Annotated in this window: 12 protein-coding genes; 1 reads left to right on the forward strand and 11 read right to left on the reverse strand. The window is 43.9% G+C overall.

All coding sequences use genetic code 11. The features are described 5' to 3' along the window. Positions 1 to 10: 10 nt before the first annotated feature. From lgt to NSQ23_RS14180, 9 genes are all read right to left on the reverse strand, one after another. The gene (gene lgt, locus NSQ23_RS14140) at positions 11 to 820 is read right to left on the reverse strand and encodes a prolipoprotein diacylglyceryl transferase (protein ID WP_339171603.1); all 810 of its coding nucleotides are present in this window, start codon (positions 818 to 820) and stop codon (positions 11 to 13) included. A 14-nt stretch (positions 821 to 834) separates the two neighbouring features. After that, positions 835 to 1770, reverse strand: coding sequence for an HPr(Ser) kinase/phosphatase (gene hprK, locus NSQ23_RS14145; protein ID WP_339171605.1), 936 nt, complete (start codon positions 1768 to 1770; stop codon positions 835 to 837). Positions 1771 to 1845: 75 nt separating this feature from the next. Continuing rightward, positions 1846 to 2190: a phage holin family protein gene (locus tag NSQ23_RS14150; protein ID WP_339171607.1), complete on the reverse strand. Its 345-nt coding sequence runs from the start codon at positions 2188 to 2190 to the stop codon at positions 1846 to 1848. Beyond that, entirely contained in the window at positions 2187 to 2384 is a 198-nt protein-coding gene (locus NSQ23_RS14155) for a PspC domain-containing protein (RefSeq protein ID WP_192954076.1), read from the reverse strand. The genes NSQ23_RS14150 and NSQ23_RS14155 overlap by 4 nt, the downstream gene beginning before the upstream one ends. Further along, a complete protein-coding gene (locus NSQ23_RS14160; protein ID WP_006320154.1) occupies positions 2381 to 2710 on the reverse strand; it encodes a DUF4870 domain-containing protein in 330 nt (109 codons plus the stop codon). The genes NSQ23_RS14155 and NSQ23_RS14160 overlap by 4 nt, the downstream gene beginning before the upstream one ends. Before the next feature lie 77 nt (positions 2711 to 2787). Next, complete coding sequence (gene uvrA, locus NSQ23_RS14165; RefSeq protein ID WP_339171612.1) at positions 2788 to 5640, reverse strand: excinuclease ABC subunit UvrA; 2853 nt, start codon at positions 5638 to 5640, stop codon at positions 2788 to 2790. A gap of 3 nt (positions 5641 to 5643) precedes the next feature. Further along, complete coding sequence (uvrB, locus tag NSQ23_RS14170; RefSeq protein ID WP_339174433.1) at positions 5644 to 7620, reverse strand: excinuclease ABC subunit UvrB; 1977 nt, start codon at positions 7618 to 7620, stop codon at positions 5644 to 5646. 104 nt (positions 7621 to 7724) lie between these two features. Then, a complete protein-coding gene (locus NSQ23_RS14175; protein WP_339171614.1) occupies positions 7725 to 7949 on the reverse strand; it encodes a CsbA family protein in 225 nt (74 codons plus the stop codon). Position 7950: 1 nt separating this feature from the next. Continuing rightward, positions 7951 to 9117, reverse strand: a complete 1167-nt coding sequence (locus NSQ23_RS14180) for a PDZ domain-containing protein (protein ID WP_339171616.1) — start codon at positions 9115 to 9117, stop codon at positions 7951 to 7953. A 177-nt stretch (positions 9118 to 9294) separates the two neighbouring features. Between NSQ23_RS14180 and NSQ23_RS14185 the strand changes: the two genes are divergently transcribed. Next, positions 9295 to 9723, forward strand: a complete 429-nt coding sequence (locus tag NSQ23_RS14185) for a MerR family transcriptional regulator (protein WP_339171619.1) — start codon at positions 9295 to 9297, stop codon at positions 9721 to 9723. Between the two features lie 40 nt (positions 9724 to 9763). Here NSQ23_RS14185 and NSQ23_RS14190 read toward each other — a convergent pair whose 3' ends face one another. Continuing rightward, the gene (locus NSQ23_RS14190; protein ID WP_339171621.1) at positions 9764 to 11200 is read right to left on the reverse strand and encodes a S41 family peptidase; all 1437 of its coding nucleotides are present in this window, start codon (positions 11198 to 11200) and stop codon (positions 9764 to 9766) included. Positions 11201 to 11374: 174 nt separating this feature from the next. Next, positions 11375 to 12640, reverse strand: a complete 1266-nt coding sequence (locus NSQ23_RS14195; RefSeq protein ID WP_339171624.1) for a peptidoglycan DD-metalloendopeptidase family protein — start codon at positions 12638 to 12640, stop codon at positions 11375 to 11377. Between the last annotated feature and the right edge of the window lie 6 nt (positions 12641 to 12646).

A 12646-nucleotide genomic window follows, 5' to 3' on the forward strand; every position in this document is an offset into this window, starting at 1 on the left:
CCCCTTTCATTTAATCGTTGTACCGCTCATTCGCTAAACCGCGCATGCGACGCACAACGATCATCATGACCGCAAACACAATAAGCAAAGCTGAGATAAACTGAGCCATACGAATCGTTTCTGTTAACATTAAACTATCTGTGCGCAATCCTTCGATGAAAAAGCGTCCGATCGAATACCAAATCACATACGTTAAAAACAGCTCACCACGTCGTATATTTCGTCTTCGTAATGCAAGCAAAACGAGGAAACCAAGTACATTCCATATTGATTCATATAAAAACGTCGGATGATAGTACTGCCCTTGTATGTACATTTGGTTAATGATCCAATCCGGCAAATGCAAACTTTCTAAAAATGCTCGTGATACAGGTCCCCCGTGCGCTTCTTGATTCATAAAATTCCCCCAACGTCCAATCGCCTGCCCTAAAATAATACTCGGTGCCGCAATATCCGCTAGTTTCCAAAACGACAATTGGCGTCTTTTGGAAAAAATGACACCTGTCACAATAGCACCAATTAAACCGCCATGAATCGCCAAGCCACCGTTCCAAATTTGCGGAATTTCACCTATATGTTTGGAATAGTAGTCCCATTGAAAAATAACGTAATACGCCCGTGCACATACAATCGCAATCGGCACAGCAATTAACACAAGATCAACAAATGTTTCTTTTCGTATCCCTAACCGCTCGCCTTCTCGTGTCGCGAGCCAAAGACCAAGCAAGACGCCTGTCGCAATAATGACACCGTACCAATAAATTGTAATTGGTCCGAGTTGGAAAAAGACGCGATCAAGCGGTTCAATATGCAACAACATCAACACTCATCCTCTCATTCATAATCGTGTTCCGCATCGCCAATTGCATCCGCTAACCGCGCAGAAAATTCTTCTGCTGCGTTGACCCCCATGCGCTTCAAACGGAAGTTCATCGCCGCCACTTCGATAATGACCGCTAAATTTCGCCCTGGACGAACTGGAACCGTCAACTTCGTCACTTCCGTATCAATAATTTTTACTTTTTCCTCTTCAAGCCCGAGACGATCGTATTGTTTATTCGGATCCCATAGTTCTAAGTCGATCACGAGCGAAATGCGTTTATGCGGGCGAACTGCACCTGCCCCAAATAACGTCATGACGTTAATAATGCCGAGCCCACGAATTTCAAGCAAATGTTCAATGAGCTCCGGTGCGCTGCCAATAAGCAAGTTTTCATCTTCTTGTCGAATTTCGACACAATCATCGGCGACGAGACGATGTCCGCGCTTTACAAGTTCAAGTGCCGTTTCACTTTTTCCGACCCCGCTTTTTCCTGTAATTAATACGCCGACGCCGTACACATCAACAAGCACCCCGTGCACAGCTGTCGTCGGCGCGAGCTTGCTTTCTAAATAGTTTGTCAGTCGGCTAGCTAGCCGCGTCGTTTTCATCGTTGAACGCATGACAGGCACTTCTCTTTTTTCCGATGCTTCGATAAGCTCCTTTGGTACATCTAGTCCACGTGAAACGATAATGGCTGGTGTAATATCTGTACATAACTTTTCCATACGCAACCGTTTTTCTACGGGCGTTAATCGTTCGAAAAAAGATAGTTCCGTCATCCCGAGCAATTGCACACGTTCAGCAGGATAATATGCAAAATAACCGGCCATTTCAATGCCCGGACGGGATAAATCACTCGTTGTAATCGGGCGATGAATCCCCTCTGCCCCGCTTACAAGTTCAAATTGAAACTCATCAATTAAATCTTTTGTCCGTACTTTTGGCACATGAACCCCCTCCTTTTTTCTCATTGTAACACTTTCCCGTCAAAATAAAAACGCTCACGCACGAAGCGGAACGTTTTACTTTTCTTTTCGTACTGACTCAATGAGTAAATGAAAAAGTGAGATCGCAAGCGACGCAAATAACGCGTTGCTAAAGCCGCCAATGTCAAACGAACTGCCCATGACCCATGCCGTCATTGCCAGTGTGATTGCGTTAATGACGAACAAAAACAGCCCAAACGTCAATACAGTGACAGGAAGCGTCAGTAAAATAAGTAACGGGCGAACGAACGTATTGAAAAAAGACAAAAGAACGCTTGCAACGAGCGCTGCCCAAACGCTTGATAAATAAATGGAGTCAAAATATCCAGCTAATGCTAATAATAAAACAGCGTTAATCACTATATGTGCTAGCCATCTCATATGACGTTCTCCTCACTTGGAATAATAAATACCGCAAGCGCGTATAAAAGCGCAAACGGCATAATGCCGGTAATTAACAATAGCGCGACAAACAATAAACGTACAACCGTAGCGTCCTTATTCATATAAGCGGCTAATCCGCTTAACACACCTGCAATCATGCGATCATGACGAAGCCTTACAAGCTTTTTCATTCGTACATCCCTCCCGATTGTTGTAACACTTGAACTCCTTTAATAATATTCCAAACAATAACGACAACATGTACAATGCCACCGATCACAATGCCGATAAACGGAAGACCGATCCATCCGTCTACTCCTGCGATAGCGAAAATCATAAACAGTCCACCCGTAGCAACCACAATTGCAATAGGGATGAGATGGGACAAAAATGATTTTTTCGCATGTTCTTTCACTCGTTCATGTTTCGTGACAAAATAAACGATAATCGGAAATAAAAACGGGGCAAAAAATACGCTGAAATAACATAACGCCGCAAGCAATTTATTTCCTTCCATTCGCATCATCTCCCTTTTTCTTTACTTATACATACGATTGTCGGAAAGGAAAGTTTCGTATAAAAAAGCCGAGCGCATTATACGCTCGGTATACGTTGGCGCATGCGTTCGCGATCGCGTGACAAAATTGGCTGCAAATACTTCCCGGTATACGATCGCTCAACTTGCGCCACTTCTTCTGGCGTACCTACCGCAACGATTTGTCCACCCCCATCGCCGCCTTCTGGTCCAAGATCAATAATATAGTCTGCCGTTTTAATGACGTCTAAGTTATGCTCGATGACAAGCACCGTATCTCCTTGTTCGACAAGCCGTTGCAGAACATGTAATAAACGGGCAATATCATCCACATGCAAACCTGTTGTCGGCTCATCTAAAATGTATAACGTTCTTCCGGTTGAACGACGATGCAACTCAGATGCTAGCTTTACCCGCTGCGCCTCGCCACCAGAAAGCGTTGTAGCTGGCTGCCCGAGTTGCATATAGCCGAGTCCGACGTCGTAAAGTGTTTGTAACTTTCGTTTAATTTTCGGGATATTTTCAAAAAACGCGAGCGCTTCTTCTACTGTCATATCAAGCACTTCAGCGATATTTTTATCTTTATATTTCACTTCCAACGTTTCGCGATTATATCGTTTACCGTGACATACTTCACATGGTACGTATACGTCCGGCAAAAAGTGCATTTCGATTTTAATAATCCCATCGCCGCGACATGCTTCACAGCGACCGCCTTTCACATTAAAACTAAACCGTCCTTTTTGATATCCACGCATTTTCGCTTCGTTCGTCGTCGCAAATAAATCACGAATATCATCAAAAACGCCCGTATATGTCGCCGGATTGGAGCGCGGTGTTCGGCCGATTGGCGACTGGTCGATATCAATGACTTTATCTAAATAGTGAATGCCACGAATGTCCGTATGCTCTCCCGGTTTTACTTTTGCATGATGTAACTTTTGCGCTAACGCTTTATGCAAAATTTCGTTAATGAGCGTACTTTTTCCCGAACCGGATACCCCCGTCACTGCAACAAACAGCCCGAGCGGAATGCGAACATCGACGTTTTTTAAGTTGTTTTCTCGTGCACCAATGACTTCCAGCCAACGACCGTCTGGCGTTCTTCGTTCAATCGGGAGCGGAATAAACTTTTCCCCTGATAAATATTGACCGGTTAATGAATGTGGATCATTCATCACTTGTTCAGGTGTACCTGCAGCGACGACTTCTCCTCCGTGCGCCCCTGCTCCCGGTCCGATGTCAATTAAATAATCTGCCGCAAGCATCGTATCTTCATCGTGCTCGACGACAATGAGCGTATTTCCTAAATCACGCATGTTTTGCAATGTCGCAATTAACCGATCGTTATCACGCTGATGAAGTCCGATTGACGGTTCGTCTAATACGTATAATACACCTGTTAACCGCGATCCGATTTGCGTCGCTAATCGAATACGTTGCGCTTCTCCACCTGACAATGTCCCTGCCGCGCGGTTTATCGTTAAATAATCGAGCCCGACATTTTTTAAAAAGCCGAGACGCTCAACAATTTCACGTAAAATGAGATGGGCAATTTTTTGCTCTTTTTCCGTTAGCTGAAGCGTTTCAAAAAACGTCAGCGCTTCGTTCACCGACATCGCCGTCACTTCCCCGATATGTTTGCCGCCAACGAAAACCGCTAAACTTTCTTTTTTCAAACGGTTGCCATGACACGTCGGACAAGGCTGTTCAGTCATATATTTTTCCATTTGTTCACGGACGTAATCGGACGTCGTTTCACGATAGCGGCGTTCAACGTTGCGCACGACACCTTCAAACTCCACATACGTTTCGCGCACATGGCCGAAGTCGTTTTCATAGCGAAAATATATCTTCTCACCGTTCGATCCATACAATAAAAGATCGAGCTGTTGTTTTGGCAACTGTTTCACAGGCACGTCCATATCAATGCCGTAATGACGACATACCGTTTCTAACAGCTGCGGATAATATTGCGAGCTTTGCGGCTCCCATGGCGCGAGCGCGTGTTCACGAAGCGTCAGTTCTTTATTTGGAATGACTAAATCAAGATCGACTTCCAATTTTGCCCCTAACCCGTCGCACGATGGACACGCACCGTACGGGCTGTTAAACGAAAATAAACGCGGCTCTAGTTCACCGATTGAAAAACCGCAGTGTGGACAAGCGTGATGTTCACTAAATAACAACTCTTCTTGTCCGATGACATCGACGAGCACTTTACCGTCCGCAAGCTTCAACGCCGCTTCAAGCGAATCAGCCAGGCGCGACTGAATACCTTCTTTCATGATGATGCGGTCGATGACCACTTCAATCGAATGCTTCTTATTTTTTTCAAGTACGATGTCTTCAGATACATCGCACAATTCCCCGTCAACTCGCACACGCACGTACCCTTGTTTTTTGATCTCCTCTAACGTTTTTACGTGCGTTCCTTTTCGTCCGGAGACGATGGGCGCTAAAATTTGCATTTTCGTCCGCTCTGGATATTGCATCAAGCGGTCAACCATTTGTTCAATTGTTTGCGACGTAATTTCGATGCCGTGCGTTGGACAAACAGGGCGACCGATGCGTGCAAACAATAAGCGCAAGTAATCGTAAATTTCTGTGACTGTTCCAACTGTTGATCGTGGGTTGCGGCTTGTCGTTTTTTGATCAATCGAAATGGCGGGTGACAGCCCTTCAATCGAATCGACATCAGGCTTATCCATTTGCCCTAAAAATTGCCGAGCGTATGCCGATAATGATTCGACATATCGCCGTTGCCCTTCCGCGTAAATGGTGTCAAATGCAAGCGATGATTTTCCCGAGCCCGATAAGCCGGTAAGCACAACGAGCTTGTTGCGCGGAATGACGACATCAATATTTTTTAAATTGTGTGCTCGTGCACCTTTGACGACGATATGATCCATTCGTTACACCTCAGCTTTCAATTGTAAGATGAAATCGCGCAGTTCTGCCGCACGTTCAAAATGAAGCGCTTTTGCAGCTTCTTTCATTTCTTGTTCAAGTTGGGCGATGAACGCAACACGCTCTTCTTTTGATAAATGACGAACATCTTTCGTTTCGTACGTTTCTTTTTCTTCCGCGGCAAATGTCGCACGAATAACATCTGGAATGTCTTTTTGAATCGTTTTTGGCACGATACCATGCTCGCGATTATATGCTTCTTGAATGGCGCGGCGCCGCTTCGTTTCATTGATCGCAATTTCCATTGATTTCGTGATCGTATCAGCATACATAATGACATGCCCGTTCGCATTGCGCGCCGCCCGTCCAATCGTTTGAATGAGTGAACGTTCAGAGCGTAAAAATCCTTCTTTATCGGCATCTAAAATAGCAACAAGCGATACTTCTGGAATATCAAGCCCCTCACGCAATAAGTTAATGCCGACAAGCACATCATATTTTCCTAATCGTAAATCACGAATAATTTCAATTCGCTCAAGCGTTTTAATTTCCGAATGCAAATATGCCACTTGAATACCAATATCTTTCAAGTAATCGGTTAAGTCTTCCGCCATTTTTTTCGTCAATGTCGTCACAAGCGTTCGTTCTTTACGAGCGATGCGCTTTTGAATTTCATCGACTAAATCGTCTATTTGCCCTGCGATCGGTCGCACATCAATCGTCGGATCTAACAACCCTGTCGGACGAATAATTTGCTCGACGACTTCTGGACAATGTTCAAGCTCATACGGACCTGGCGTCGCAGATACGTAAATGACTTGATTCACTTTTTGTTCAAATTCTTCAAACGTCAATGGCCGGTTATCGAGCGCCGATGGCAAACGGAAGCCGTGTTCAACAAGCACTTCTTTTCTCGCTTTATCACCGTTATACATGCCGCGAATTTGCGGCAATGTCACATGCGATTCGTCGATGACAATTAAAAAATCATCAGGAAAATAATCTAGTAACGTATAAGGCGTTGAACCCGGTGGACGCAACGTTAAATGGCGTGAATAGTTTTCGATGCCTGAACAAAAACCCATTTCTTTCATCATTTCAATGTCGTAGCGCGTCCGTTGTTCTAGTCGCTGCGCTTCAAGCAATTTTCCTTGCTCACGCAACTCATGAAGCCGTTCTTCTAATTCCTTTTCAATATTTTCGATGGCTAGCTTCATTTTCTCTTCACGCGTGACGAAGTGCGATGCTGGGAAAATCGCCACATGTTCTCGCTCTGCCATCACATGCCCCGTCAATGCATCTACTTCGCGAATGCGCTCAATTTCGTCACCAAAAAACTCAATGCGAATGCAATGCTCATCACGAGAAGCTGGGAAAATTTCTACGACATCTCCGCGCACGCGAAACGTTCCGCGGCGAAAATCAATATCGTTTCGTTCATATTGAATGTCGACAAGGCGACGAAGCAAATGATCCCGCTCGATTTCCATGCCGACGCGAAGCGAAACGACAAGTTCGCGATATTCTTCAGGCGAACCTAACCCGTAAATACATGAAACGCTTGCGATAATAATGACATCGCGTCGTTCAAATAACGCAGACGTTGCGGAATGGCGTAATTTATCAATTTCATCGTTAATGCTTGCATCTTTTTCAATGTACGTATCCGTCTGTGGTACATACGCTTCCGGCTGATAATAGTCATAGTAGCTGACAAAATATTCAACAGCATTGTTAGGAAAAAATTGTTTAAACTCGCTGTATAGCTGCCCCGCTAACGTTTTATTATGAGCGATGACGAGCGTTGGTTTATTGACTTGTTGAATGACATTAGAAATCGTAAACGTTTTACCTGTTCCTGTTGCTCCAATCAACGTTTGATGTTTTTTTCCTTGTTGAATCCCTTCGACAAGCTTCGCGATCGCTTTCGGCTGATCGCCTTGAGGCTTATAAGCGGATACTAATTGAAATGTGTCCACAATCGTCCCTCCACTTCATTTCTATTTTCATTGTACCATATGACGAAACCGAAAAGCGAAAAATACGAACAAATATTCTATGAAAAAACCTGCCCATTTGGACAGGTTTACGATTGCTTTTGCTTTTCTACCATTCGTTTAGCATACAAAAATCCGACGATGAGCGACGCTATATCAGCAACAATTTCATGCAATTGATCGGTATATCCTTTCACATACGATGCTACGAGCAACGCGACAGTAAGCAATGTACCGACATAATGGTTATACGTGACTCTCGTAAATAAAATAACTAACAACGCTGGTACAATTAACGCTAACAAAAACCACATATTATCCCTCATCTCTTACGAATAACAGCCCGAGTTCGTGATGTTCCCCTTCAAATAAAGCCGTTTGTGCAAAGCGAACTTCCCCGCTTTCGTTCAATACTTCTAGCTTACAAAACGCACGATTTTGTTGCAATGCTGCGTAAAATTCATCTTCCGTCACGACCGGTATACCGTTTACCTTCACGATCACTTCCCCAACCGAAAGCGCCATTTTATGTGCTGGCGTATCCGGCAACACGCCTAAAATGACAAGCCCATTCGCTCGTTTTGTAAAATACGGAGGCCGCTTTTGTTCATACAATTTCGCTGATAAAGCAATCCATTCCCTCCATAAAATAGCGACAACTGCAACAACGATCGCTAGCGGCTCCCACCAGTAGCTAGCAATCGCTAGCAAACTAACAACCGTAGCGAGCCAACCGATGCGCTTTGCGATCCATTTCGCCATATGAGTAGGCATGTTTGTTTGCACGCGGTGGGAAAAGCCAAGTAAAAACGGCACGAGAACAAATGAATACGCATCACCGCCTGAAATCATCGGCCACCACGCTGCAAACGGCGTCACTCCCTCTCCTGGCACAGGAATAATAAAAGGTACGAGCCAAAGACGTTGCATCATTTGTTCACCGATGACAAGTCCCCGCTTGCTCGTTACAAGCCGCGGCGAGCTAAGCTCTGCTCCTTCACGGTAAACGAGCCACATTTCGACAAACAAAAGCAACCCGATTAAAAGCGCGATGGCAGTCACATTTGTTTCCGTCATATGCGGGAAAAAACGATCAAAAAACGGCTGTGCCCACTCCATTTGCGCAAAAAAACTAACAGTAAATATAACGATGCTCCCGATATATGCAGGTGATAACAATCGAAGTTGCATAAAAAAACTACATATGATCGTCACCATTGCCCAAAGGACGAGCGTATCGTTTGGAAGCACAATCCCTGCCCCAACAGTCACAATTGAAAAAATGATTGCGAACCAGCTACGTGAACGAACGATCGCACGCAGCTCACGAGAAGAACGATAGACGCGCGTATGAAAATCGCGCCGCTCGCGTTGCACGCGACGCCAACCAATAAACAACGCAAAGATGAACGCATAATATAGTAATGGTTGCAGCCAAAACGTTCCGAATGCTTTCAACCATTCTAGTCCCCATACTTCCATTTCCATCATCTCCGTTTTTTCCGATCCTCTATGTTGTATTGTAACAAATTTCAAACGGTTATGGTTGACGAAAATCCACTTTCTTTGACGAATGAACACTAGTTTTGTCAATAAGCAAGGAATTTTATAAAACATGTCTAACTTTTTTCTTAACATGATCGGAAGGGGCGTGGAAACATGGAACTGAAGACGAGCGGAGTGGCAAAGCGGCTTGGGGTATCGACAAAAACGGTGCAACGGTGGGTGAAAAAATATAACATTCCATGCACAAAAAATGAAGCTGGACATTACGTATTTACGAGCGAAGCGATTGAACAATTAGAAAAATATAAGTTTCTCAGTATCGATGAAGAAGAAAAAGAACATGTGGAGTGGGAAGAAGTAGAACAGCGATTACACGAACTGGAACGGAAAATCGAACAAAAAGCAGATGACGTCGTCTCCTTTCAATTGCTGCAACATCGCCGCGAAATGGAAGAAATGCTTCAATATATGCAACAGCTCGAACAACGCATCGCACAACTTGAAAAACAAAAACAAATCGAACCAGCTATCGAGCAACCAACAAAACAAAAACGACGTGGCATTATTAGCTTCTTTTTATAATAGTTTCCCCCTGCCTTCAACATGGGCAGGGGGATATGTTTTATTTCGCAATGAGTTGCAATGCCCGTTTTAATTGCTCGTCGTATCGTTCGTCGCGAACGGCTTCCATCACTTTTGTTTGCAACATATTCGCTGTTTGTTTATCAATTTTTCCTGTCACTTGTAAGCCGTTTGCTTTTTGGAACGATTGAACGGCTTGCTCCGTTTGTTTGCTGAAGTAGCCATCTTCGCGACCCGGGTCAAAACCGAGACCTTTTAACATTTGTTGTGCGCTTTTCACTTGTTCGTTGTTCATGTCATATGCCAACGGCTTATCGATTTGAAGCGGATGAGCATAGAAAAAGTCAGGCTGTTTTACTTTCACATCTGGTTCAATGCCTTTTTGATGAATCCAATTTCCGTTCGGTGTTAGCCATTTATATAACGTTAATTTAATATGGCTACCGTCATCCATCGGCAACGCTTGTTGTACCGTCCCTTTTCCGAACGTTTTTTCACCGACAAGCGGATAGCCACCCGCTTCTTTTAACGCTGCGGCTAAAATTTCTGATGCCGAGGCGCTTCCGTTATCAATAAGCACAACAATTGGATAATCTTTTTTCTTCGTTATATTGGAGAAGAAACGTTGTTTATCACCATCACGTTCTTCAATTTGCACGTACGGTTTATCTTTCGGAACAAGATCTTTTAAAATATCTTCCACGCTTTGTAAATACCCTCCCGGATTGCCGCGCACGTCGATGATTAGTCCCGCGATTCCTTTTTTCTCGAAATCAGCTAACTTCTTTTTGAAATCTTCAGCTGTTTTTTCTGCAAATGATGTAATTTCAATGTAGCCAATTTGTTTGCCATTTACTTCTTTCATTGATGCATATACGGTTTCAATCGGAATTTCGTCACGAACGACTTCAATCGTTAAAACGCCGCTAACTCCCGGACGAATGACTTCTAAACGAGCGATCGTTCCTTTTTTTCCGCGAATTTTTAGTACCGCTTCATATAAATCAAGTCCTTCTAAACTTTCGCCATTGACCTTCATAATTTGATCGTTCGGACGAAGCCCTGCTTTTTCCGCTGGCGATCCTTTAAATGGAGCAACGATCGTCACTTTGCCGTCAACCATGCTCACTTCCGCTCCAATTCCTTCGAAAGAAGAATCAAGCGACTCGTTAAACCGCTCCGCTGTTTCTTTATCCATATAAACGGAGTATGGGTCTTTTAACGTCGCAATCATTCCTTGAATCGCACCGTCAATGAGCTGCTTTTCATCTACGTTTTGAACGTATTTTTGTTTAATCATGCTGTATGCTTGTTCAATTTTTTGTAGTTCTTCGTTCGATGGCTTCTCCGTTGTTGCTGGGATGTTGATCGTCATCGTTGACGTATCGGAAGAAAGCGACTGCATCCCGACATACGTCACCCCAGATCCGAATAACATCGATAAAGCCATGAGTGCTGCGATTGTTTTTTTATTCATGTTTTGCCTCCTCACCCTTCGATACATGAAAGGCATCACACCGTGTGCGATGCCTGTTTGTTTTCATTATATGAATAGCTTGTACTGTTCATAACTGATGAAGATGTATTTATTTTACACCGAGCGTACCGTTTTCTCAACCAATACGCAAAAGCACAGCAGGCAAGCTGTGCTTTAAAACGGAACGTATTGCATTGGATTTACCGCATTCGATTTTGATGCATTCCAAGGCCCACGATGCAACTCAAAATGCAAGTGTGCACCAAACGAACGACCTGTGTTGCCCATATAGCCGATCATTTGACCTTTGCTGACATTTTGTCCTTCACCGACAAGACGCGATTCTAAGTGAGCATATACGGTCGTATATACTTGTCCATTAATATAATGCATGATAAAAATAACGTTCCCATAGCTTGAGGAGTAATAGGAGCTATACACATACCCGTCAGCAGCTGCCACGACAGGAACGCTAGCACCACGCTTACCAATGTCTACACCGTAGTGGAATTCACCCCATCGCGGGCCAAATGTCGATGTAATTGGACCGTTCGCTGGACGCATAAACGCCCCGTCAGATACAGGAGGCAAACTGCCACCGCTCTCTGATGACGATCCGCGGCTTGATAATGCTCGTTTCCGCGCTTCTTCCTGTTCTTTTTGGCGACGAATCATTTCTTGCAATTGGTTTTTCATCGCCGCTTCTTGTTTTTCAAGCAACTCTTTTTCTTCTTCTAAAGCGAGCTGTTTTTCTTCCTCATGTTTTTGCTCTTCTTTTAACTGTGCCATTAATTTTTCTTTCGCTGCAATTTGTTCACTTAACGTTTGTTTTAACTTTTGTAGCTCATTTAGCTGCTCTTGCAGGCGAACTAAGTTATCGTTTAGTTCTTCCTCTTTCGCTTCCTTTAGCGCTTTATCAGCTTCTTGCTCTCTAATCATTTGACGGTCTGCCTCAAAAATGGTCGCAACAGCGCTCATTCGATCAATAAAATCGCTAAAACTTTTCGCCCCAAGCAACACGTCTAAATAGCTGACAACTCCTCCGCTTTCTTGCAGCGAACGCGCCCGCTCTTTCAACAACTCATTGCGTTGCTCAATGCGCGCTGTGACTTCCTCGATTTCTTTGCGAAGCGCAACAATTTGTTGTTTCGTTTCTTCAATGTTTTGCTGTTTTGTACGAATATTGGCGCTTGTTTCTTCTACCGCTAAATCTAGCTTTTTAATTTCTGCATCTAATTGCTCTTGTTCTGCTTTCAATCGCTCAATTTCTTGTTGCGACTGTTCAATTTTATTTTCAATCGTTGACTGCTTTTGTTGTACATTTTTTATTTCTTCTTTTTTCTGTTGAATATCGCGCTTCGTCACCGCATGCGCAGGCGCAGCTACACTCGAAACAAGCAACATCACAGCGACAACAATCGTTCCCCATCTTTTTCGCACCGTAAA

It is taken from the genome of Anoxybacillus sp. FSL W8-1294 (genome assembly GCF_037965005.1).
Classification (GTDB): domain Bacteria; phylum Bacillota; class Bacilli; order Bacillales; family Anoxybacillaceae; genus Anoxybacillus; species Anoxybacillus flavithermus_G.